The sequence below is a fragment of the Novipirellula methanifontis genome (assembly GCF_052161655.1).
GTDB lineage: Bacteria > Planctomycetota > Planctomycetia > Pirellulales > Pirellulaceae > Novipirellula.
Genome location: NZ_CP197418.1, coordinates 355,541 through 378,784, shown reverse-complemented (window position 1 = coordinate 378,784; position 23,244 = coordinate 355,541). Strand labels below are relative to the sequence as shown.

General features: G+C 51.9%; 20 protein-coding genes. 15 read left to right on the top strand and 5 right to left on the bottom strand.

The genetic code is table 11. From position 1 onward, the window contains the following. The first annotated feature begins 3 nt into the window (after positions 1–3). The 13 genes from SH528x_RS01290 (at position 4) to SH528x_RS01230 (ending at position 12,930) form a co-directional block, all read left to right on the top strand. Complete coding sequence (locus tag SH528x_RS01290) at positions 4–993, top strand: polysaccharide deacetylase family protein (protein WP_442508727.1); 990 nt, start codon at positions 4–6, stop codon at positions 991–993. 3 nt (positions 994–996) lie between these two features. Continuing rightward, complete coding sequence (locus SH528x_RS01285; RefSeq protein ID WP_442508726.1) at positions 997–2,052, top strand: hypothetical protein; 1,056 nt, start codon at positions 997–999, stop codon at positions 2,050–2,052. Positions 2,053–2,061: 9 nt separating this feature from the next. Continuing rightward, the gene (locus SH528x_RS01280; protein WP_442508725.1) at positions 2,062–3,489 is read left to right on the top strand and encodes an MBOAT family O-acyltransferase; all 1,428 of its coding nucleotides are present in this window, start codon (positions 2,062–2,064) and stop codon (positions 3,487–3,489) included. A 90-nt stretch (positions 3,490–3,579) separates the two neighbouring features. Continuing rightward, positions 3,580–4,731, top strand: coding sequence for a hypothetical protein (locus SH528x_RS01275; protein WP_442508724.1), 1,152 nt, complete (start codon positions 3,580–3,582; stop codon positions 4,729–4,731). 57 nt (positions 4,732–4,788) lie between these two features. Further along, positions 4,789–5,646: a sulfotransferase domain-containing protein gene (locus tag SH528x_RS01270; protein ID WP_442508723.1), complete on the top strand. Its 858-nt coding sequence runs from the start codon at positions 4,789–4,791 to the stop codon at positions 5,644–5,646. A gap of 7 nt (positions 5,647–5,653) precedes the next feature. Then, positions 5,654–7,096: a phenylacetate--CoA ligase family protein gene (locus tag SH528x_RS01265; RefSeq protein WP_442508722.1), complete on the top strand. Its 1,443-nt coding sequence runs from the start codon at positions 5,654–5,656 to the stop codon at positions 7,094–7,096. After that, positions 7,096–8,355 (top strand): DegT/DnrJ/EryC1/StrS family aminotransferase, encoded by a 1,260-nt coding sequence (locus tag SH528x_RS01260; RefSeq protein ID WP_442508721.1) that lies wholly within the window; start codon positions 7,096–7,098, stop codon positions 8,353–8,355. Before SH528x_RS01265 ends, SH528x_RS01260 begins: the two co-directional genes overlap by 1 nt. A gap of 39 nt (positions 8,356–8,394) precedes the next feature. Then, the gene (locus SH528x_RS01255; RefSeq protein ID WP_442508720.1) at positions 8,395–9,042 is read left to right on the top strand and encodes a sugar transferase; all 648 of its coding nucleotides are present in this window, start codon (positions 8,395–8,397) and stop codon (positions 9,040–9,042) included. Between the two features lie 55 nt (positions 9,043–9,097). After that, a complete protein-coding gene (locus tag SH528x_RS01250; protein ID WP_442508719.1) occupies positions 9,098–9,337 on the top strand; it encodes an acyl carrier protein in 240 nt (79 codons plus the stop codon). A gap of 2 nt (positions 9,338–9,339) precedes the next feature. Continuing rightward, entirely contained in the window at positions 9,340–10,353 is a 1,014-nt protein-coding gene (locus tag SH528x_RS01245) for a ketoacyl-ACP synthase III (RefSeq protein WP_442508718.1), read from the top strand. Positions 10,354–10,359: 6 nt separating this feature from the next. Then, entirely contained in the window at positions 10,360–11,106 is a 747-nt protein-coding gene (locus SH528x_RS01240; protein WP_442508717.1) for an SDR family NAD(P)-dependent oxidoreductase, read from the top strand. A gap of 3 nt (positions 11,107–11,109) precedes the next feature. Further along, complete coding sequence (locus SH528x_RS01235) at positions 11,110–12,228, top strand: hypothetical protein (RefSeq protein ID WP_442508716.1); 1,119 nt, start codon at positions 11,110–11,112, stop codon at positions 12,226–12,228. A 306-nt stretch (positions 12,229–12,534) separates the two neighbouring features. Beyond that, positions 12,535–12,930 (top strand): hypothetical protein, encoded by a 396-nt coding sequence (locus tag SH528x_RS01230; protein WP_442508715.1) that lies wholly within the window; start codon positions 12,535–12,537, stop codon positions 12,928–12,930. 45 nt (positions 12,931–12,975) lie between these two features. Here SH528x_RS01230 and SH528x_RS01225 read toward each other — a convergent pair whose 3' ends face one another. Then, positions 12,976–13,350 carry a hypothetical protein gene (locus SH528x_RS01225; RefSeq protein WP_442508714.1) on the bottom strand — a complete coding sequence of 125 codons (375 nt, stop codon included), beginning with the start codon at positions 13,348–13,350 and terminating at the stop codon, positions 12,976–12,978. Between the two features lie 205 nt (positions 13,351–13,555). After that, positions 13,556–15,922 carry a transglutaminase family protein gene (locus tag SH528x_RS01220; RefSeq protein WP_442508713.1) on the bottom strand — a complete coding sequence of 789 codons (2,367 nt, stop codon included), beginning with the start codon at positions 15,920–15,922 and terminating at the stop codon, positions 13,556–13,558. Between the two features lie 249 nt (positions 15,923–16,171). Here SH528x_RS01220 and SH528x_RS01215 point away from each other — a divergent pair, with 249 nt between their 5' ends. Continuing rightward, positions 16,172–16,477 carry a hypothetical protein gene (locus SH528x_RS01215; RefSeq protein ID WP_442508712.1) on the top strand — a complete coding sequence of 102 codons (306 nt, stop codon included), beginning with the start codon at positions 16,172–16,174 and terminating at the stop codon, positions 16,475–16,477. 85 nt (positions 16,478–16,562) lie between these two features. Next, a complete protein-coding gene (locus SH528x_RS01210) occupies positions 16,563–17,207 on the top strand; it encodes a thioredoxin family protein (RefSeq protein ID WP_442508711.1) in 645 nt (214 codons plus the stop codon). A 188-nt stretch (positions 17,208–17,395) separates the two neighbouring features. Here SH528x_RS01210 and SH528x_RS01205 read toward each other — a convergent pair whose 3' ends face one another. The 3 genes from SH528x_RS01205 to SH528x_RS01195 form a co-directional block, all read right to left on the bottom strand. Further along, positions 17,396–18,652 carry an outer membrane protein assembly factor BamB family protein gene (locus SH528x_RS01205; protein ID WP_442508710.1) on the bottom strand — a complete coding sequence of 419 codons (1,257 nt, stop codon included), beginning with the start codon at positions 18,650–18,652 and terminating at the stop codon, positions 17,396–17,398. 357 nt (positions 18,653–19,009) lie between these two features. Further along, the gene (locus SH528x_RS01200; RefSeq protein ID WP_442508709.1) at positions 19,010–19,972 is read right to left on the bottom strand and encodes an SDR family NAD(P)-dependent oxidoreductase; all 963 of its coding nucleotides are present in this window, start codon (positions 19,970–19,972) and stop codon (positions 19,010–19,012) included. A gap of 339 nt (positions 19,973–20,311) precedes the next feature. Continuing rightward, complete coding sequence (locus SH528x_RS01195; RefSeq protein ID WP_442508708.1) at positions 20,312–23,077, bottom strand: DEAD/DEAH box helicase; 2,766 nt, start codon at positions 23,075–23,077, stop codon at positions 20,312–20,314. Positions 23,078–23,244: the final 167 nt, after the last annotated feature.

Here is a 23,244-nt window from a genome sequence, read left to right as displayed (position 1 = left end):
CCAATGTACTTCAGTACGATCATGTACCATTACGTTCGTGATTTACAACGGTCGCGATTTCCCTCGATCAAAGGGCTGTCGGTCGAGCAGTTCAGAGGGCAAGTTCAGTACATCAAACGTCACTACCATATTTTGACGCTAGCACAATGTAACGCTGCGATCTATGCCGGCGAATCATTACCCAAAAATGGGATTTTACTAACCTTTGACGACGGACTTCTCGATCATTTTACGGTTGTGTTTCCAATCCTGATGAATGAAGGACTGACTGGCGTTTTCTACCCTCCCGGAGAAGCCGTGGTGGAGGGAAAAGTGTTGGACGTTCACAAAATCCACTTCATCCTTGCTTCGGTTTCGAATGTCGATCGACTGATAACGGACCTATTCGTTTGTCTCGACCAATTGCGGGATGCGACGACAAATGATCTTCCGAGTAACGATTCACTCTGGAGTCAATATGCCGTCGCCACGCGACTCGATTGCAAAGAAGTCATCTTTTTCAAACATGTTTTACAGAGCGGACTTCCGTCGGCAGTGAGAAAACAGCTGCTCGCACAACTTTTTGCGAGATACGTTTCGGAGGATGAAGTCGCATTTGCTGCTGAGTTATACGTCTCGCAAGATCAAATGCGAACCATGGCGAATTGTGGCATGGAGTTTGGCTCACACGGATGGCGGCACGATTGGCTAAACACGCTATCCGAGCAAGAACAAATAGTTGACATTGACCGATCCATTGATTTTCTAAAAGACGCGGGCGTTTGGACGCCGGATTGGTCAATGTGTTATCCCTATGGTCGTTACAGCGATACGACTATTGATGTGCTTAGAGCAAGAGGGTGCAAGACCGCCTTCACAGTCGAAGTCGCCTTGTCTAACACCGACAAAAACAATGCATTTAAGATCGCACGCCTCGATACGAATGATCTTCCGAAGATCGCTAATGCGAATCCGAACGACTGGCTCGAAAAACAAAAACGTATCAACGAGTAAGCTTTGAGATCATCTTACGAAATTCGATTTGCACGCCTGGACGAACAACAGGCGATGCGTGATTTCATCGAAACCCATTGGCGATCCGGTCATATACTGGCTCGCTCGGCCGAAGTGTTCGACTGGCAATATCGTAATGAAGCCTGCCAAAGATACAATTTCGTTGTCGGCATCGAGACGGACACCAAAGAAATTCATGGCGTTTTAGGGTTCATTCCGGTTTCGCATTTTGATCCCGAACTCGAAGATCAGCGAGAGATTTGGTTGGCGGTCTGGAAGGTGCGAGAGGATCGTGAAACCAGTGGTCTCGGGCTGTCGATGTTGATGAAGCTAAAGCAATTAAGCAAAGCAAAATCAATTGGACTGATCGGGCTAAGCGAAGACTCTCGGCAGATTTTCAGGGCTCTTCGTTACACGTGTGGCAATGCGGAACACTATTACCTTGTCAATCCTGAAAGAACCACGTTCAAAATTCTCGGTGGATTCGACGACTGTTACGCTCACGAGCGTGCTGCCAACGATCCATTGAAACGCATTGTGCGTCTCGACAATGACGATATACCGACGACGCTAAAAGGGATTGAATCGAGCCAATTAGCCGATCAGCAGCGACCGTACAAAACGGCGACCTATTTCTTGAATCGGTACGCCCGGCATCCATTTTACCAGTATCAAATGTGGTCAATCGCAAACGCATCGCATGTCGCTGCGGTTTTAGTGACTCGGCGTGTCGTGGCGAATGACTCTGCGGTGCTACGCATCATTGATATCTATGGAGCGACCACAGCGATCGAAGCAACTCATGGCGAGTTTTGTAAGATGCTGGCGACAGAGAATGCGGAATACATTGATTTCTACAACAGTGGATTGCTTGCGTCGAGCCTTGAAACTGCGGGTTTTCTATCGCGGCACTCGTCTTCGCAGGTCATTGTCCCCAACTACTTTGAACCGTTTGAGCAAAAGAACGTGGACTTAGCGTTCGCGTACTGGACTCAAGATCGCTCGCCTTATGAATTTGTGAAGGGTGACTCGGATCAAGATCGTCCGAGTGCAATTTAGTTTTTAGCAATGCTGTTTAATTCATTTGCCTTTGCCGTATTCCTGCCACTAGTCTTCATCTGCTACTGGGCTCTACAGCGGAGATCGCTGCGAGCTCAGAACGTTTTTCTACTCGTTGCGAGTTACTTTTTTTATGGATGCTGGGATTGGCGGTTTCTAGGACTGATCGCATTCAGTTCAGCTGTCGATTACATGATTGGAATCAAGCTAGACGCGACCGAAAAAACGGCGTCACGCAAACGGTGGCTCTTGATCAGCCTGGGGGTCAATCTTGGCGTCTTAGGCTTTTTTAAATATTATGGCTTCTTCGTTGAATCGCTTGCCCAGGGCATGGAGAGTCTGGGAATTCAAGCCAACCTTCCCACTCTCAGGATTATTTTGCCCGTTGGGATATCTTTCTATACGTTTCAGTCACTGAGCTATACGATCGATATCTACCGGCGTCAAATCCGGCCAACACGCGATGCCTTAGCGTTCTTCACCTTTGTCAGCTTCTTTCCACAGCTGGTCGCTGGCCCAATCGAACGTGCGTCGCATCTATTGCCCCAGTTTCTTAGCCCGCGTCATTTTGATACCGGACTTGCAAAAGATGGACTGCGACAAATCTTGTGGGGCTTGTTCAAGAAAATTGTGATCGCCGACAACCTTGCAGGTTTAGTCGAAAACATTTTCGTGAATTACAAGGACTATGACGCTTCCGTCTTGTTCTTGGGTGCACTTTATTTTGCCATCCAGATCTATTGTGACTTTAGTGGCTACAGTGACATTGCAATTGGAACCGCACGATTGTTCGGTTTCGACCTGATGCGGAACTTTGCCTACCCCTATTTTTCCCGCGACATCGGTGAGTTTTGGCGACGTTGGCACATCTCGCTATCCACTTGGTTTCGCGATTACGTGTACATACCGCTCGGTGGAAGCCGGGGTGCTTCTCGCTGGCACCATTTCTCGGTCCTGATTATCACCTTTGTCATTTCGGGGTTTTGGCACGGCGCGAATTGGACCTTTATCGTATGGGGGCTTCTCAACGGACTGTTCTATTTGCCATTGGTCATCTCGAATAAACATAAACGGCATCAAGAAATCGTCGCACAAGGACGTTGGTTACCGAGTCTTCGGGAAACATTCCAAATCTCAATGACGTTTGCCTTCACGCTGATGGCTTGGGTGTTTTTTCGCGCCGATTCACTTACGCATGCGGTCGACTACTTAACTCGAATGACAACGGCGGGTTGGTCGTCGCCACAAATGATTCGAGGAATTCCCTACGTCACGGTGCTGTTGATTGCCGAATGGATTCAACGCGAAAAGCCGCACACCTTGTCGATTGCGTCCGCTCCCGTTTTCGTTCGATGGACGATTTACTACTGCGTGATCGGGGCCATCTTTTTGTTTGGAAAAACGGGGCATGTGCCCTTCATCTATTTCCAGTTTTAAGTGCCTGCGTCAAATATGCATCCTGAATTTGATCGAAACATATCACAAGCCACGCAGCTTCTTCGCCGATTTTGCTTCTTCATTAGCCCGTTGCTGATTCTATTATCGCTGGGTGAGTGGATGTTGTGGACAACTGGCGAGACGTGGCCAGTATCGAAAGTGGCTAATCTTCAACAACACTCTCACTCCGAGATTTTGTACAGCCGCACCTTGCTTTCACAACAGTTTGGCATCTACAAGTTGGCGTCCATTCGGCGTGCCGATCCCGCGATCGTCGTTGTTGGTAGCTCACGTGTGATGCAGTTCCGTGACTTTATGTTCGCACCGCTCGATGACACTTTTTACAACGCAGGTGGAATGATCGAATCCGCTTCGGACCTCGATGCTTACGCAGATCTGATTTTGGCCGGAGACGTACCAAAACCCCAGGTCCTCCTGATTGGAATCGATATTTGGTGGTTTAAGCCAAAGCTTGCTCGGGCTTCAGACTCGCGACTCAATGACAGTGATGATGCCTATTATATGAGCGCGCATATTGAAGCACTCAAGACGGTGTCCAAAGGCAAGCATTCTGCCGAACTCCTTGCCGAGACACGCACGCGATGGCAGTCGCCCCAAGAGCGTGAGTGGGTTGGTTTCTCACCTGCGATAAATGGAAGCGGTTTTCGCAACGATGGTTCTTGGCAATATCCAGCGGAGTTATACCGAGATTTTGTCAAGTCGCCTCGATTTATTGATCGAGAATCGCCCCCCGTCGTCGAGCGTATTCGTTCACGATCAAGTCAGTTTTCACCGACGATTGAGTACGACGAGCATCAAGTCAAAGTTTTCAAAGGTGGGTTGGAAAAACTAATAGAGCACGAAATTGAGGTCATTGCGTTCTTACCTCCATTTTCGAGCGAAAGTTTGAACGCGATACGCCAGTACCCTGAACTTCAAGCATTGCTATCCGATTGCGAAAATCGGCTCCTTCCGCAACTTAAGCGCGACGGGGTAACCGTCGTTTCGTTGAAGCAGATTGATCTTCCCGACGAGTACATGATCGATGGGTTTCACCCGAGTGAAGTCTATGTCGCTCAGATTGTTTTGGAAATTTCCAAGCACTTACCCAGCGACTCTATCTTAAATCAAGTTGATTCAAAACAACTGAGTCAGCGAATTAGTTCAGCCGAAATTCCGTTGGCTTTTTCCGTTCCGGCAGACCAAGAAACACAGTCTCACTTACGTCCTACCATCGAGTAGCAAATACTACGTCCGCGCCCAAGGGAATCAGGTGCGTCTTAAAAAGGCTTCCCAAACATGGCAACACTCTACGCTCATATCGGCATTCCAAAATCAGGCACCACGACGGTGCAAAACAATCTGATGCGAGATCCTCGGATCAACTACATCAACACCTTCTATTTTCACAAGGCTGACTATTGGCAGACGAAAGACTTTGAACTCGCGGAGGACAAAACCAACATCGTTTCGAATGAGACATTCTCTGTTCGCGGCGAGCATAGCGGGAAGATACCACTACGCTCGATCATGCAGCGTTTAACCGACGAATGCGAAGATGTGCGAATTTTGCTGACAATTCGAAATCAAAACACGGCACTTTCGTCGATGTTTCGCTTCCGCATTCTTAATGGAGCGTACTTTCATGACTTTGAAGATTGGCTCAATGGCGACGAAGGCATGGATTATTATGCAGCAACGCAGTACGGCACACTCATTCGATCCTTGATCGAGTTTGTGCCTTTGCACCGCATTCGAGTCCTCTTTTTTGAAGAACTCGCAACATCCCCCGCATCCTTTTACGAGCAACTGTATCAATTTTTGAACTTGTCACTTGACCCAAAGCAGATCGAAGTTAATCGTCATAGCAACCCAACATCACCCCCCGAGTTTGTTTACGCGAAAAACGTAGCGAACCGCTTCATTACCGGAAGATTTCGCACGACTCGACGTGTGAATAGTTGGATGATGCGTTTGCTGGCTCCACGATTTCGCAATCGGATTCCTGCCGATTTCTTTAACCTCGAAACGGTGAAATATCATGACCATATACTGGACGAAATTCGTCAAAACAATCAACTGTTGGTCCATTACTTCCCAGAACTGCAGCCCCATATTGAAGAGTACGGATATCCACTCCAACCCACTGTGGATTGAATAATCGATGAGCCGACTACTATCTTTTTACTATCGCCTGCCTGCCCCAGCGCGTTCTCTCGCCGCAACCCTGCGCGGTTACTATTTGCGATCTTGGCGATACGGACCTCAGACCGAGGTGATTGCCGAGCAGACGATTGCCCGCGAGCGATGGTCCAGCGACCAGTGGAAGAAGTATCAAGACGAGCGTTTGTCAGAAATGCTTCATCACGCCGCAACGCAAGTCCCCTACTATCGGGAAATGTGGGCCGAACGGCGGCGAAATGGAGACGATGCGAGTTGGGAACAGCTCAGCAATTGGCCGATACTCGACAAAGACGAAGTTCGTAAAAACGCTCGTGCTTTTGTTGCCGACGACTGCGATCCGAACAAGCTATTTCGCGTCCGCACCAGCGGCACTACCGGCAAACCGATCGACCTGTGGTTCTCACGAAAAACGCATACCGAATACTACGGGGTGGCAGAGGCACGAGGACGACATTGGTATGGGGTTTCGCGACACGATCGCTGGGCGATCCAGGGTGCGCATTTAGTCGTTCCGATCACTGCAGACCGCCCCCCATTTTGGGTATGGAATGGGGCGATGAAACAACTCTATCTGTCGGCTTTTCACTTTACTGCTAAGTGGATTCCTGATTTTTTGACCGCGTTGGTCAAATACAAGATCGTGTTTCTGTATGGCTATCCCTCGTACCTCTACGTGATTGCAAAGGAGATGATCCGGCTGGGCAGAACGGACATTCCGATGAAAGTGGTGATCGTCAATGCCGAGCCATTGTTTGATTATCAGCGTGAAGCCATTGCGGAAGCTTTCGGTTGTCCGGTTCGTGAGACTTGGGGGATGAGCGAAATCTGTGCTTCGGCGGGGGAATGTGAACATGGACGTCTTCATTTATGGCCCGAAGTGGGTATCGTAGAGGTGATGGAAAACGGTCAGGTTTTGCCTGATAACGCCGAGGGTGAGTTGATCTGTACCGGATTGATGAACCGTGAAATGCCGCTGATTCGATATCGTGTTGGAGACTGCGGGACTCTCGCCCCCATAGAAGAGAAGTGTCCTTGTGGCCGTACGTTGCCTGTTTTGAAATCGCTTGATGGACGGACCACTGACTTTGTTTATTTGCCCGATGGAAAAATGATCAATCGCTTCGAGCCGATTTTCGTAACAGAAATCCCGGTTGTTGAAGCTCAGGTCATTCAAGATTCGCTCAAACAACTTCGTATTTTATACGTCCCCACACCGGAATTTACCGAAGACCACAAACAGTTGATGATTCAGCGAACTCGCGATCGCATGGGTAACCCCGACATGGAAATTGTCGCGGAACCCACCTCATCGATACCGCGCACTCCCGCTGGAAAATTTCGAACCGTGGTCTGTAATTTACCTATGGAACAAAGAGCAGCGATCGAACGGGGCGAACTCCTTAGTCAGCCCTCGAAATCCTGATGACAATACATATGGAAGCTTCTCCTTCGAAATCACCGTCAGACACGCAAACAACGGTGCCCTATTTCCGCCCCTCGATCACCGAGGAGGAAATCGACAATGTCGTTTCTTGCCTTCGCTCGGGCTGGTTAACGAGCGGTCCGCGTGTCCAACAATTCGAGGAAAGCTTTTCCGAAGCAGTGCAAGCTAAACACGCGATCGCCGTCAATTCGTGTACTGCGGCGCTACACCTTGCGGTGGAAGCATTAGGACTACAGCCTGGTCAGGCTGTGCTCGTTCCGACAGTGACGTTTGCATCAACTGCCGAAATCATCCGCTACCAAGGCGCGATTCCGATCCTGGTGGACTGCGACCCGATCAGTCTGAATATGGACTTAACGGATGCGGAGAACAAGCTTCAGCAACTCAAACAGGGAAGCTTGCCGCTGGACGAACCACTCCAACCCGTCGGCATTATCCCCGTCCACGTGGGTGGCGCGATGATGGACATGACGGCGGTCAAGGCGTTTGCGAAACGGAACAATTTGTGGGTCGTCGAAGATGCTGCCCATGCGTTTCCAGCTGCAATGCGAACCAATCCCTCGAGTCCGTGGATCCAGTGCGGACAAGACACCGCGTCGGTTACCTGTTTCTCGTTTTACACAAACAAAACGATCACGACGGGGGAAGGTGGCATGGCGGTCACCAATGACCCGCAACTAGCAGACCGCATCCGTCAAATGTCGCTGCACGGATTGTCCAATGATGCTTGGAAACGATATAGCGGCACGGGATCGTGGGACTATCGCATCATCGCGCCAGGTTATAAGTACAACTTGACTGACATCGCCGCATCGATCGGAATCGTCCAACTGAGACGCAGTGAAGAACTTCGCTTGCAACGAGAAAACATCGCCAAATTCTATAGCGATCACTTCGCTGACATCGCCGAAATCGAACTACCAGCGTGGCCTGAAAACCGACTACATTCCTGGCACCTCTATCCCATCAAACTGCGGCTAGACAAATTGTCGATCTCTCGAAATGAATTTATCGATCAACTTCGCAGCGAGAAAGTAGGCTATTCGGTGCATTGGCGTCCGCTGCATCTGCACACCTACTATCAAGAAAACTTTGGCTGGACAGCCAACGACCTACCCGTTGCGACGGCGCAATGGGAGCGTTTGATCAGCTTGCCGTTGTTCCCAGGAATCACCGGTGCGGAATTGAACCACGTGGTGAATACAGTTCGCAAGCTGTGCACAAAGTTTGCGAGCTAGAATCCGTAGGCACGCCTTGTCACCGACTGATTGACTCCATTGATCGCAAAACGAATCTTCGACATTATCGTATCAGCAACCGCGATCTTTCTTCTCGCGCCGCTTATGATCATGATCGCCATCCTCGTGCGATGCACATCCACTGGCCCGGCGTTTTTTCTTCAGACGCGAATCGGGCGTGATTTCAAGCCGTTCCAGATCTACAAATTTCGCAGCATGATCCAGAATGCACCCGAGCAGGGACCGCAAATCACGGTGGGTGCCGACAAGCGAATCACTTGGATCGGTAACGTACTGCGTAAAACAAAACTTGACGAGTTACCTCAACTACTCAATGTGCTAAAAGGCGAGATGAGTTTTGTGGGACCTCGTCCCGAAGTCGCCAAATATGTTGATATGTTTCGTGATGACTACGCAATCATCCTACAAGTCCGACCGGGGATCACCGATCTAGCAACGCTCGAATTTCGCCATGAGTCGGAGATCTTGGCAAACGCCAAGGACCCCGAAGAGGAATATTGTCGACGAATCCTGCCAACCAAGGTCGCCCTTTCGAAACAATATATTGCCAAACAATCACTCTGGTTCGACATTGTGATCCTGTTTCGAACCGTCAAAGCAATTTTCACTACTGCTGAAACATCCGTCTCTCGCGACCTGCAACACGAGACATCGTTTCCGAAATAGTGCTCTGTCTTAGTTACAAGCTTTTCTTTCACCCTCACTCGGAGATTGCGACACGATGACCACCGAAGACTTTTTAAACGAACTGTGTGATGTGCTCGGACGTGACCCCAATTCGCTGTCGATGGACGACACCCCGAATACCGTGAAAGAATGGGACTCCGTAGGCCATTTGTCGATGATCGCTACAATCGACGATGTGCTTGAAGTCTCGGTTGACGATGAAGACCTTCGAACATTCAATTCGATCGACGAACTGGTCACCCGTCTCAAAGCTCGCAACGCACTCGAGGACTAACGATGCACATCGCCATTCTAGGAATCGCGTATCATCTTCCAGAGAAGATTGAAACCAATGCAGACTTACAGCGTGAAAACCCCGATTGGCGAATGGATGACATCTACGCTAAGTCGGGAATCGACGCTCGTCATATCGCTGCCGAAGATGAAACTGCGAGTGATCTTGGTTATGCAGCAGCAACGAAATTGCTTGAGCAAGAAATCGTTCCACGCGGTGAGGTCGATTACATTGTCTATTGCACACAATCACCCGACTTCTTCTTGCCTTCGGGTGCTTGCATCTTGCAGCAACGACTGGGATTGGGCAAACACGTCGGCGCCTTTGATTTCAACTTAGGCTGTTCCGGGTTCGTCTATGGCCTTCAAATCGCCAAATCACTTGTGCTCAGCGGTGCCGCGCGGAATGTGTTGTTGATCACTGCGGATACCTACAATAAATATATCCATCCGCGCGATCGGACCGTGCGAACTTTGTTCGGTGATGGCGCGGCGGCAACCCTGATCGGTGAAAGTAGTGGCGCAGGTAGAATTGGTGAGTTTGTGGTGGGTACCGATGGCAAGGGTGCCGAAAATCTAATTGTGCCAGACGGAGGAACCCGAAATCCAAAACGCCAAACCCCTTGCGAAGAAATCACCGACGAAGCAGGTTGCACTCGCACCTCGGAAAACCTGTTCATGGATGGACCAGCTATCTTTACCTTTGCGATCACTTCGGTACCGAAAGTCGTCAAGGCGTTGATGGCCAAATCTGAATTAACGACCGACGATGTCGATTACTTCGTCTACCACCAAGCAAACCAATACATGCTCGAGCATCTTGCCAAACGAGGAAAGATCCCAGCTGAAAAGATGGTTATCGATGTCCAGGATATCGGCAACACGGTATCATCGAGCATCCCGATCGCGCTGGCTCGCGCTGTGGAAAAGGGAGCAATTCAGTCGGGAAATCGCTTAGTCTTAGTTGGCTTCGGTGTCGGCTACTCGTGGGCCGCATGTGAAATGCACTGGAACTGAATCTCGATGTCTGAAAATCAATCGCCAACCGCCCTCGTCACTGGTGCATCGACTGGAATCGGCAGGGCTGTTGCCCTTGAGCTGGCGCGGCGCGGAATGCATCCATTGCTGGTTGCACGTCGACATGAGCTGCTTACTCAACTTCAATCGGAAATTCAATCTGCGGGGGGCACTGCATCCGTTTTTCCTTGCGATGTGACGGATGAAGCCTCGGTTAAAACCCATGTAAATGAAATCCGATCACTACACCCACGAATTGACTTGCTGGTCAACAATGCCGGCAAAGAGCTCATTTCGCCGCTACAGATTCAAAAGTCCAATACCGCAGCGGAGATGATGGACTTGAACGTCGTCGCACTGGCGATGTACACGCGTGCCTGCTTACGATTGCTCGGCGAGGGCAGTGCGATCGTGAATATGGCGTCAGTCGCGGCACTCAAAGGAGCGCCAGGCATGAGTCTTTATGCTGCAAGCAAAGGAGCCGTGATCGCGTTCACCCGTGCGATCGCACTGGAGCTTGCCGCTAAAAAAATACGAGTCAATGCTGTTGCACCCGGAATCGTTCGTACCGAGATGACTGACCGTATGTTTGCCATGTATGCTCCATCCCAAGTGGAACAGCTTGAATCGACTTATCCGCTCGGCTTTGGACGCCCCGAAGACGTCGCCAAAGCAGTCGCTTTCCTCGGGGGACAAGACGCGGCTTGGATCACCGGACAAACCTTGATCGTTGACGGCGGTTACTCAGCATAACCGATGTCCTATCAAATCACGGAGTTTACGAACGATCACGTTGATGCGGTCAAAGCATTCAATGCACGGTTAAAAGCCGGTGGCATTGAAATGCAGTATCCCGATCAAACCATCCCCAACTGGTTGCCTCCGTTGGGCGAGCAGTTGCCAAATCAACGCTATTACGTGGCGTTAGATCACGCCGAGGAAGTGCGTGGCGGCTATATCTTAAAACACCAAGCATTTAAGATCGGAGACAATGTCGTCCCCATTGCCGATCTGCGTTTGCCTATCTCCGAAGGAATCATTGATCGCGCCCATGCGAATTTGGGAGTGGAGATACTATTCAATTCACTGAGCAAACAGAAACTGCTCTTTGGTATGGGAATTGGAGGCGAAGGCGAAGCGGTTGCACAATTGTTCAAGGCAGGTGGATGGCGAATCTCTTCGATTCCCTTCTTTTTCAAAGTGGTTCATCCATTTAAGTTTTGCCGCAACATTCGCTTCCTGAGACGCACACCGCTACGGCGAATCATACTTGATGCTGCTGCGTTCTCTGGGTTGGGCTGGATCGCAGCCAACGTCGCTCAACGCATTCGCCACAGCACACCCGCCAACCAAGCGAGTGTGAAGATCGAGCAAGTCGATCAATTTACATCGTGGGCCGATCAAGTTTGGGCAGACTGTAAAGAGCATTATGGAATGATCGCGGTTCGAGACACTCAAGTCTTGCAGCGATTGTACCCAACAACGGATCCCCGATTCCTCCGCCTAAAACTCTCAGATGCAAGCGGCGTCATCGGATGGATGGTCGTCATCAATACATTGATGTCTGGCCACAAGCAATTTGGCACGTTGCGTGTCGGATCGGTCGTTGACGCCCTCGCCACTCCGGAAAATTCTAGTCGGCTTGTCCAGGCGGCTACCCAATTCTTAACAGAACGAGGGGTTGACCTAATCGTTTCGAATCAAGCACATCGCGACTGGTGCAAAGGGTTCCAGACCGCAGGCTATCTCAGCGGTCCCTCGAACTATTTGTTTGCGAGCTCCAGGGCACTCACACGCCAAATCGATGCGGCAAACGTGAATACAGATCACTACTACATTAACCGCGGCGATGGCGACGGCCCGATCAATCTCTAAGTCGCCAAACGTGATCCAACGCCCATCCAGTAGACCGTAGGGAATCCCACAAATCGTTCCCAAAAAGCATTCGGGCGGAATGCTATCTACCGGCCGGGCAACTTTTCGCTGAACGAAAATCGCCCCCAGTCACTACAATCGTAATAGCGGACGATTGTCTCTTGCCCATCTGACCTCGGCCCTCCGGAAAACACCGATGTAGCCGAAGGTCGATTGACGATAGATGACCTCGTACCAAAACTCGAACGAATCGTCGGCAAATGCTCTGTCGTCATTCCGACTCCTCTTTACGTAGCTTTGATAGCAATGAACAAATTCTATCTTGCCGTTTGTGTCTCTGCTGGATTCTTGCTTTTTAGCAGCGCCGCTGATGCGAGCGCTCAGCAACCGGCTCACTATTATCCAGCTCGGCCGACGTTTAGTCCGTATTTGCTGTACAACCAATACAACGGAACCGGACTACCCAACTACTATTCGTTCGTACGTCCTGCTCAAATCTACAACGATTATGCTGCACGGACGCGCCCCTCCTATTACGCTGACTCACAGCGGCAAAGCTTGATTAGCCAGCAACAGGTAGCGGAAATCGTCGACAATCAAATCCGTGAACGGTTGACGACCGGCATCGGGGCGGCTTCGCAAGCAGCCACCTTCCAAAACACCTCGCATTACTACCCACAACAACCACCTCGCCGACGCTAACGAGATTCGCGTGTCAGTGAACTCTTGGGATTCACCTATGGTGTCCTATCGAGAGGCAGGTGGACCAAGCGGCAGGCGGACTCGGATCAATTCCCAAACGTGGGTGATCGGATCCATGCCCAACCATGAGCTTAGCGCCGTATGAATGGCGTATCCAATCCCGAGCACCACACAGATGGCGAGAAACCATCGCAGCAATGCTCGACGCCGACGCTGAAGTTCCAAACGGACCAGCCCCTCGGTTGCTCGTTCCACTATACCACGACGGTTACCAACCTCTGCACGTCGACCTTTCCCCTGATCATTGACTTCACTTCCATTTTGATTGTCTGATTGATCAGGGGTGTTTGAACGATTTTCGGCATCGTTAACCGTTTGTTTCAAAGTTTGCTTTCGCTTGCTTGGATTGGTGGACTTCATGTCAAACATCAGTGTGTATGGAGTCAGCACGCGGTCCGAGAAAATCGTTGGGATTCGATACCCCTCCATGATATTGTAACGAACGTGTGCTTCAACCGGACTTAGATTCTTCGAACGGACACTCGACCTGTCCGATAATGTCCACAATTGTGACGTAAAGCCCACTTCGGACGAAGGCAACCAGAAGATTCTGCCAGCAGACGCGTCAGGGAACTCGGGTTTCACTTTGCAAAGCAGCTCTTAGTTCCTGCATTGGCAGCCCATTGATCCCACTGGGTTCGCGGCGAAGCAATTCGTCAAGATCTTCCTGTGCTCTTGCGGTGCGGCCTGAAATTGCTCGCAATTGAGCTCGCATGAATCGATATCGATTCTCATCCGGATGCAGTGTCACAAACATGTCGGTCCGACGCAACATCGCATCAATGTCTTGGTCGCGTGTCGCAATGCCAATCAAATTGTTAAGCACACGAGTCAAGATATCGAGGTCCGTTTGGGGTTGAACATCGAAATCCTCAATTTCCCGGCCGGCAAACTGCCGAACCATTTCAGCAGTGGCTTCTTGACTTAAGTCCTCGCCACGTTCAAACACATCGATCAGTTGCTCATGGCCCGACTCCAAAACTTGCTTTACTACAAAGTGTCCAGGCAATCCGATTCCTTCGATTTGCAATCCAAGCCGACGGCCAAGATCGATGTACAAAATCGCCAACGTAATCGGTAACCCTTCGCGATCATCGATCACGCGATCCAAGAAGCTATTGGCGGGATGATAATACTCGGCACGACCGCCATGAAACCCATTCTCTTGGAACAGATACTTGTCAAGGATTTGACGTTTCTGTCGTTCGTCATCCTCGGCCCCAAATCCTTCGGCAATCTCTCGGGCCATTCTTTCGAGCTTGGCTTCGTAGGCCGCCAGATCCACTTGCGGATTTTCGATCGCCGAGATCAACAGCGCGCCTTTGACCAGTCGATGCGTTGAACTTGCATCCGAATCGGACTCCTTGGCGAACAACTCACCAAGCTGATCGAGCAGCGGTGCTCGCAGCACATCGCTCGCCAGATTTTTCATCTGCTTCGCTTCTTCCTCCAGTTCAACAGCCCGTCGCCTTAGTTCCCGCGACACGACGTCACCACTTGTGGCTAACATGTCCACGTCAGATTGATCGATCTCGCCAGCCTTGATGTCTCCCTTGCCCAGGCTCGCGATCCAGTCAGTGACAGCATCGTCCAATGGCGGCGAAGATAGATCGGGCCCGACATTAAAACGACGAAACTCGGGCTTGGTATCGCGGAATTTGACGATCCCGACACGCCCCTTTGTCAATTGCATATCCGTCGATTCAACAACCAAATGCTCATTGACATAACACTTCATCCGATCTTTTTCGACGCGAACTCGCAAGTGATTCCATTGCTCGGGTAGGTAGTGCTTGCTCCGCACGTCACTGAGCACTTGCCAGGAATAGACCGTGGGACCTAAGAAACAGGTCAATCGCATTTTGCCGTTGCTCGGATAAAAACCATAGTGTTGATCTCCGCCGTCGCTGTGAAACGCAATCCCCGCTGCTCCGGATTCATCGTCCAGTCGCACCCAAACGGAAATGTCATAAGGGGGTTCGTTCTCCGCGGCGGTGGACAAGCACAACGATCGGCCTCCAAACCCTTTGCCTGTTCCGCTTGCCGAGATCACGCCCCCACGTTGCTGCCACGATCCACCCAGCACAATTTCCCAGTCGCTTTCATCCAGACCGCTCAGTCGCACCCAACGATCTATCGCGATCGGATTTGTTTTCTCACGCAATGGCTTCAAATCATCGATCGGAATGGCAAAACCGAGATTGTCGTCGACCGCGGACTTCATGTTCACGATCCCGAGCACGTTGCCTTGTTCGTCTACGACCGGACCTCCGCTGTTGCCCGGTTGCACCGGCATGGCGAGTTGAATCATTTCGCGACCGCTGATTTCGCGAACCGCGGAAACCATCCCCTCGACCACACTGTCTTGTAGCCCCAATGGATTACCAAAAGCCAATATTCGTTTGCCTTGCGGCGGCAGTTCACCCTCGGACAACGTCAGTGCCGACAAGTTGTCCTCGCCCACATCGACGCGAATGATCGCCAAGTCGTTGGCCGAGTCCGACGCCTCGATTGCAATCACAGGCAATTTGCGGCCGCCGGATGTCTCGACCGTAAACGGACGACCTTCGCCGATGACATGCATGTTGGTGGCGATCAAACCGCTGCCATCAATCACAAAACCGGTTCCAATCCCAAGTTGATCGCCGTCGCGTCCTTGCACACGAATGGTCACCAGCGATGGCCGCACGTCGGCAATCAATTGCTCGGTCGTTGCAATCGCTGCCTGATTAACTGGTGCCTGATTAACTGGTGCCTGATTAACTGGTGCCTGATTAACTGGTGCCTGATCAACTGGTGCCTGATCAACGGATTCGCGAGCCTCATCTGCCGATACCATCGATCCGATTCCGGCGACGCCAATCAGACACAACCTCAGCAGGGCACAGCAGACTCGATCCAAACAACGTGAACGGTGATGCCAAAATGTCATTAATACCCTTCGCAGTTCGTTTTCAGTACGCTTTAAGTTCTCGCTGTCTCACAGCGAGAACTCTATTGTAAACGCAAGTTCGCTTGGTCACCGGCGTTACCGAGATGATTCGCCGAATCGGTTTTCAGCTCGCCACAATCCCGCCACATGCTAGAATCTCGGACACAGGCCCCTTGTTAATAGGCCGTTTGATAGCCGCGTGGCGAATCAAATCGTGCCGAAATCCCCCGTCCTCACGCTTATAGAACCATGAACTCGGATCACCCCACCACGCCCCGATCGCTGCCGACCGCCGCTCCGGCGGACGTCCCCTCCTTCGGATGTGTCGTCTACGTCTCAACCCTTCCCGATGGACGCAAAAAGGGGCGAGTCGCGAACATCGAAGGCATCGAGCATACTGCGGGGACCGAACGCGAAGTGTTGCAGCGAATCGTTCCTGATTTTAAAAGACGGGTCAGCGACTGCCTTGCCGCAGGCGATTCCATTCCTTGGATCGATCCCATCCTCGCGATCGATCCCAACGAGCAAAAACGATTTCTCCCCGTGCACCTGTAAGCGGTGTTTCGAGTCTACCAGAACCGCCAATTGACTTCGCAACGACGTTTTTCATTCCAGCCAATTCCTCAGCCGAAAACCGATCATGTCACGCAAACACTTGAAATTGACGCTGACTGCGAGCGTCCTAATCCTCGCGGCATTTACGTGCTTGCTTGCACAAATCCAGGCCGGCGAGTTTAACACCACAGTGAACATTGGTGACACCGCTCCGGACTGGAACGATTTGCCAGGGACCGACGATAAGATGCATTCGCTTGACGATTTGAAGGACAATAAAGTTGTCGTCGTCGCCTTTACATGCAGCAGTTGTCCGTATGCGGTCGACGCGGAAGATCGACTGATTGCGTTACAAAAGAAATTCACTACTGAGAAAGTGGCGGTCGTCGCTATCAACGTTAACAAGGTCGAAGAGGACTTGATGCCCGCGATGAAACAACGGGCCGCAGAGAAAAAATTCAACTTTTCCTACCTCTTCGACGAATCACAACAAATCGCTAAAGCATTCGGAGCCAAATACACGCCTGAGTTTTTTGTGCTCGATGAGAACCGTCAAATCGTCTACATGGGATCGCTGGACGATAGCCCCGACGGCAAAAACGTCAGCGAACCGCATGTGACTCGCGCTATCGAAGCTGCACTCGCCGGCGAAAAACCGGCGGTCAGCGAAACTGTTCCGATCGGGTGCCGAATCCGTTTCGACCGAAACCTTCGCAAGCGGTCAAGGTAGCGTTCTGCTGACGGATCCGTGACGAATCGCTGGCAAGATCCACTACGGGATAGACGCGGATTTTCGTAATGACCTGAGCCGACGGCGCTAGCCGCGGGCCTGTCAATATCGTAGGAAACTTGCCCGCGGCTCGCGCCGTCGGCTCACAGAATGATCGATGTTTCACCGGTAAATACCGAACGACCTGTTTACTTTGCGATGCTGTAGAGTGCCGACTTGCTCCGCAGGATCATTTGGTCACCCACGACCGCTGGTGACGCCATAAACCCGTCACCGAGTTCGGTCTCGGCCAGCATTTCATATTCGCGTCCTGCGTTGAGCGTCGTAATGGCCCCCTCGATGCTGAACAAATAGATTCGTCCACTGGCATAGATCGGCGACGCCGCGTAGGAGCCGCCGGCGCGTTTTTGCCAGACGATCTTTCCATCTTCGAGCTCACGACAGGTCGCAATCCCATCGTCGGTGATCATATAGACCAACCCATCGACGACGAGTGGTGACGATTTCTTCGCGACACTCTTGGACGAAGTCCACACGACGTGACTCTTGGTGACGTTGCCCTTGCCATCAGGACGCACGGCCACGATGCCGCCCATGCCGTTGGTGATCAACACCAAGCCATCGACATAAATCGGTCGTGCCGAGGCATTCATGCCATCGTGGTAAACCGTCCACAGCGGGTCGCCTGTTTGCGGGTCATACGCGATCGTCGCCACGGCGCTGGGATAGACCAATTGCTCTTGGTCGCCGACCCGAATCACTTCGGCTGTTCCATACGCCTTCATCCGATCGCCCACATCGGTGCCATAATCAATTTCACGTTTGGCTTGCCACACGGTGTCACCCGTCTTTTTGTCAAAGGCCACGACAAACTGAATATCCACGCCATCGAACGCCACATACAATTTGCCATCATGCAAAATGGGTGACGACGCCGGGCCGCGAAAATGGTCACACTTTAAATCACTTCGTCGCCACAACACCGAGGCGTCGGAAGTGTCGACACAGACGGTGCCATAGCTGCCGAAGTGAGCGTACAAGCGCCCCGCTTCGATCACTGGCGTTGGCGAAGCGTAGCTGTTCATCGGATGGCAAAACTCCGGCGTTTCATTTTCGATGACGGCCACATCGTGCAGCACCTTTCCGGTCACCCGGTCAACACAAACGACGGACATTTTGGTTCCATCTTCGGTCGCCGTGGTTAACCAAATCTCGTCTCCCCACACCACCGGCGACGACCACGCTTTACCTTGAATGGGCGTTTCCCACTGGACCACCGAGGAATCGATCGCGATCGGCAAATCCGCTGCGTCAGCACGACCGTCTCCATGGGCCCCGCGAAATTCGGGCCAGCTGGGGACCTCCGCAACCGACGTTTGTGCGAAACCAAGGTGGCCAAATGCAAAAACGGCAACTGCAACATAACTCAAAATGCGAACGATCATGGATGAAATTTGCCTCAGAGTTGAAGTACAGCCTTCTGGCTGCGAAACCACGCTACGGCGTGGAACTCCAACAAGACCTCAGAAACAGAAAAACGAACGAGGCCCTAGTTTAACTGAATGCGGCAACGCTGTCCGCTAGAGCATCTTTTCTTTTGATGTAGCTACCGTCGCCAGACGGTGGACCACGTTCTGGCGAACGTAGCTACCGCTCAAATTCCACGTCATTTGTCAAATTGTCCTAGCCGCAAACATTATTGGTAGCGAAACGTTCTTCGTAGCGGAACTCGTCAAGAGTTTCGTCCGCTCTCCCCCCATTCCCCGAAAGTCTTGACGACTTCCGCTACAGTGACAATCGCTTCAGCGCTGTCCCCAAAGACGAACTCGAGGCAGATTGCGATACAGCAGCCATGTGTAGAAACGCCGAGGCAAGACACATCGCAGCCATGCGAATGCAACCGCATCCAGACTGCCATACACACGCAGTGGCGGTGATTTCGAGCGAGCAATCCTGGCCACTTTTTTGGCCACGGAATCAGGAGTGGCGAGGGCTCGATTCATCATCTTTGCGATAAACTTTTCCATGTGGTAATAATGTTCGTGATACGGGTCACTGCAATCGCTTGATGCCTTCGCACTCATTACCGTGTAGGGAACTTTCGCGAACGCATCGGATCGCATGAACCCCGGTTGCACCAAAGTCACGGACACATTCCAAGGTTTCAATTCGTAATAAAGTGCCTCGCTAGCCCCTTCCAATGCAAATTTCGATGCCGAGTAGACCGACATAGTGGGCATCGCCATCATCCCGCCAACGGACGAGACATTGACAATTTTTCCACATCGCTTGGCACGCATGCCGGGCAGAACACAACGTATCAATTCAAGCGGCGAACGAAAGTTTATGTTCATCTGATGCAATCGTTCCGGCTCCGTCACATGTTCAACGCAAGAGCGATAGGCGACACCAGCATTATTGATCAGGACGTCGACTCCGCCGAGTTTCGCGTCGATCTCGGTGACCAAGTCGCACCGCTGCTGCGGGTCGGTAACATCCAACGAGCGTATCCAAATCGTCTCGCTCGCATCAATTCCTTGCTCTTCAAACCGAGCCAACGAGGACTCGCGTGAGGTTAGGACGATGTGATATCGCTGCTGCGATTGCTCGGCGATCAGTCGCCGCGCCAACGCCAGACCCAAACCAACCGATGCTCCTGTGACCAACACAACGCGGCGACGCTGCGATGGACTTGCGAGTAAATAACCCGCCGCTTCGGCCTTAGCGCGAGCCCGTTTCAGCATCATCGCATCAGGCTTGTGCATCCTTTGTTTCCCAGCAGCGTTGGTCTATGGCACCTGCTTTGGGTAGCGGTACGGCGCGAGCCGTCTGGTTGCGTGACAATACAACGTCAACGACCGGAGGGCTCGCGTCCAACCGCTAACAAATGCCAACCGTATGGCTCCAAAGCAAATCCACCCAACGCATCTCCTATGCCAACCGATCCAACCGAGCATCGCGGGGGAAAACAGATCGGCGTTATTGCGTAAATATACGATAAAGACGCGTATTTATGATCGAATTTGCTCGATGGAGTGCCAAGCGACATCTGCACAGAAAGCAGGCGTGCAGACGTCTTGTTGCCTGAATGACAAGCAGCCGCGTCAGCCTTCCAGCAGTCGGGCCAGCGTGGTCGCCAAGCTTCGCAGCGCGTCTTTGTCGGGCAGGCTGATCGTCAATTGCGGACGACCTTCGCTGTCCGTTTCGACACACTCACTCAGTCGCTCGGTCAACCGATCGACCGTTTCGCTTGATGGAGGGGTGTCCCCCGGTTTGTTGATCAGTTCCCCGGCCAACGCGAGTGCGGCTCCGACAAGTTGGCCGCTCGCGGCCGAAACTTTCTCGCGTCGTTGACGCAATGATTCCGTTTCCGCCTCGACCCGTCGCTGCTGGCTCTGGTCCACCGGCGCGGTCAGCGTGGGCCCGATGATTTGCTCAAGCCGCCGCTTCAACTCTTCCATACCACTAAACAGTTCGACCGACTCGACATCACTCTGCATATCGAGCGATGCATTCGCCAAATCTTGCTTGGATGCCAACGTGTCCAACAACTTCTCTTCGATCGTTCCCGTTGTAACCAGCTTGTACACATGCACAGGATTCTTCTGGCCCATGCGATGAGCACGCGCGATTCGCTGCTCCAACACCGCTGGGTTCCACGGCAAATCCACGTTGATCACCGTGTTGGCACTCTGCAAGTTCAACCCCGTTGAACCGGCATTGGTCATCAGGATCACACGGCACTCGGGGTCGTCTTGGAATTGGGCTACGATTCCAGCCCGCTTCTTTTGTGGCACTTTTCCATCGAGCCGCACATAGTCGCACCCGATCTGGTCCAGTCGCCGCTCTACGCGATCGAGCATCCGTCGCCATTCGCTGAACAACACAATTTTGCGAGTTGGATCGGCAATCAATCCATCAAGCAACTCACCGAGCCGTTCCAGCTTGCTGCTGTATTCCTGTTCCTGTTGATCGATAAGGTACGTGCTGTCGGCGACCATCCGTGCCATTGCCAGAGCGCGACGCAGACGCAACATGTCAATTTCGGTTAGAAATTTCTTGGCGGTGATTTGGGCAACCACCTTCATGTTGCTGTCGTGAATTTCCAGTTGTTCCGCCGTCGGTTCAATTCGCACGATTTCATCAGTTCGCTCCGGCAATTGTTTTGCGACTTCGGCCCGTGTCCGCCGCAGCAAAATTGGCTGCATCGTTTCGCGAAGCTGATCAAGTCGTTGGTACCCGAGGGTTTTCCCCTTCTCGTCAACAACCCGATGACGATGAAAGAATTGATAGGCAGGTCCAAGACGCTGTTCGTCTACAAACCGTGCTACCGTAAACAACTCGCCAAGATTGTTTTCCAGCGGGGTGCCCGATAGCACCAATCGATAAGGACTCTGCAGCGTACGAATCATGTTACTGGTTTTGGACTCCCAGTTTTTGATTCGCTGGCCTTCGTCCAAGATAATCAAATCCCACGGCGTGGATTCCATCGCCGTAAGATCTCGCAAAACCTGTTCGTAATTGCAAATGGTAAAGAAGGCATCGCTGCGGTATTGTTCCACCCGTTCGGCACCGGTTCCCAGCACAATTTGCACGCTGCGGCCACTGAACCGCTGGATCTCGCTTCGCCATTGACTCTTCAGCGATGCCGGGCAAATCACCAGCACACGTTTGATATCGGCTAGTCGAGCGAGTAATTCCGCCACACCGATTCCTTGAATCGTTTTCCCCAGCCCCATGTCGTCGGCCAGGATCGCACGTCCGGCTCCCACGGCGAACGCGATCCCATCGAGCTGATAGGGCAGCAGTTTGGCGTCCAGCAATTCGGTTCGCAGCGAATGCTTCGCAGGATTTCGGCGAATCTCATCACATTGCGATTGCAGATGCTTTTGCACTAACGCGCGCTGCAGGTAATCCTCGGCATCGGGGTAAAGATGGACGGGGTGACCGACATGCTCGAGCGCCTCGATCCGCCGCATTGCCTCCTGCCCATCACGCAAGGACTGCTCACCTGCTTGATCCACGATTTCTTCGACAGTTGGATCGAGCTTCGTCGGTAAATTAAATCGCAAACCGAAATCGTCGCCGTAATGGATTCGTAGTGACAAATTGCTGCGTTGGTACGGTGTCGCTAGCTCCGATTTTTTGAACCGACGCGAAATTTTTTCCAGCACATGCAGAACGTGCTTACAGGTGCCCAGTGAATTGGTGCGAAAGTCGGGACAAGAGCAATACGACTGTCCCGGCTCGGTCCCCCGCAGAGCAACACGATAGGACTTGCCCGATGTTTTGCTGGTGATCACATAGTCGGTCCACGGCTTCGCTGAATCCGTGGTGCGGACCATCATCGGTTCTGCTGCCGCCCGCTGCTTTCGCTCGGCCAAGGCACGTTCGTGCAATTCATGATGGGTTAGATTTTCCAGCGGCACCGATTCATCCGGAGGTGCTGCCAGACCAAGGACACTTTTCGCTTCCAACAGATGGCCGAGAGCCGCAGCAAGATGGACACACGAGGTTTCACAGCGATCACAATTGGGTTGCAATTGTTTCGAGCGAGCCGATTGCAAGGTAAAGGTCGCAATCGCACGTCCACCGGCAACGTCGGGGTCACGAAACAGAACGCGGTACAGGTCGCCGCCCAGGAACACATCCTCTTCGGAATCGATTTCGAAGGCCCGGTTGCTTTGGCGGAGCAGTTCAGGGCCTTGGTCACCGAGCAATTGACAGGCTTGGAAGTAGGTCAGCGAGGCAAGCCGCTGATGGAAGGGGTTTCCCTTGGCTTTTTTGCGAGTGGCCGTCTTGGATTTCGCGTCCGCCTTACTGGTTTTGGTTTTCGATTTGGATCGAGTCGATTTTGCCTGAGTTGCCATATTTCAGCCGTCTCCTTGCTGATGAACACCATGAAAATTGGTTTTCATCTAATAGAATGGCGTCAAAGTGAACCATCAAGCGACAGCGGGGGTCATGGTAAGATAGGCAACCCAAAAAACCTATTAGAGGACACTTGGACAAAGAGGCAAGGGAAGCTAAACTCTAA

What these genes read in the sequence shown, in the direction of transcription:
- SH528x_RS01235 (WP_442508716.1), top strand. Translation starts at nt 11,110, where the DNA reads ATGTCCTATCAAATCACGGAGTTTACGAACGATCACGTTGATGCGGTC.
- SH528x_RS01250 (WP_442508719.1), top strand. Translation starts at nt 9,098, where the DNA reads ATGACCACCGAAGACTTTTTAAACGAACTGTGTGATGTGCTCGGACGT.
- SH528x_RS01290 (WP_442508727.1), top strand. Translation starts at nt 4, where the DNA reads ATGTACTTCAGTACGATCATGTACCATTACGTTCGTGATTTACAACGG.
- SH528x_RS01205 (WP_442508710.1), bottom strand. Translation starts at nt 18,652, where the DNA reads ATGATCGTTCGCATTTTGAGTTATGTTGCAGTTGCCGTTTTTGCATTT.
- SH528x_RS01265 (WP_442508722.1), top strand. Translation starts at nt 5,654, where the DNA reads ATGAGCCGACTACTATCTTTTTACTATCGCCTGCCTGCCCCAGCGCGT.
- SH528x_RS01270 (WP_442508723.1), top strand. Translation starts at nt 4,789, where the DNA reads ATGGCAACACTCTACGCTCATATCGGCATTCCAAAATCAGGCACCACG.
- SH528x_RS01200 (WP_442508709.1), bottom strand. Translation starts at nt 19,972, where the DNA reads ATGCACAAGCCTGATGCGATGATGCTGAAACGGGCTCGCGCTAAGGCC.
- SH528x_RS01240 (WP_442508717.1), top strand. Translation starts at nt 10,360, where the DNA reads ATGTCTGAAAATCAATCGCCAACCGCCCTCGTCACTGGTGCATCGACT.
- SH528x_RS01225 (WP_442508714.1), bottom strand. Translation starts at nt 13,350, where the DNA reads ATGAAGTCCACCAATCCAAGCAAGCGAAAGCAAACTTTGAAACAAACG.
- SH528x_RS01260 (WP_442508721.1), top strand. Translation starts at nt 7,096, where the DNA reads ATGACAATACATATGGAAGCTTCTCCTTCGAAATCACCGTCAGACACG.
- SH528x_RS01245 (WP_442508718.1), top strand. Translation starts at nt 9,340, where the DNA reads ATGCACATCGCCATTCTAGGAATCGCGTATCATCTTCCAGAGAAGATT.
- SH528x_RS01280 (WP_442508725.1), top strand. Translation starts at nt 2,062, where the DNA reads ATGCTGTTTAATTCATTTGCCTTTGCCGTATTCCTGCCACTAGTCTTC.
- SH528x_RS01215 (WP_442508712.1), top strand. Translation starts at nt 16,172, where the DNA reads ATGAACTCGGATCACCCCACCACGCCCCGATCGCTGCCGACCGCCGCT.
- SH528x_RS01195 (WP_442508708.1), bottom strand. Translation starts at nt 23,077, where the DNA reads ATGGCAACTCAGGCAAAATCGACTCGATCCAAATCGAAAACCAAAACC.
- SH528x_RS01230 (WP_442508715.1), top strand. Translation starts at nt 12,535, where the DNA reads ATGAACAAATTCTATCTTGCCGTTTGTGTCTCTGCTGGATTCTTGCTT.
- SH528x_RS01210 (WP_442508711.1), top strand. Translation starts at nt 16,563, where the DNA reads ATGTCACGCAAACACTTGAAATTGACGCTGACTGCGAGCGTCCTAATC.
- SH528x_RS01220 (WP_442508713.1), bottom strand. Translation starts at nt 15,922, where the DNA reads ATGACATTTTGGCATCACCGTTCACGTTGTTTGGATCGAGTCTGCTGT.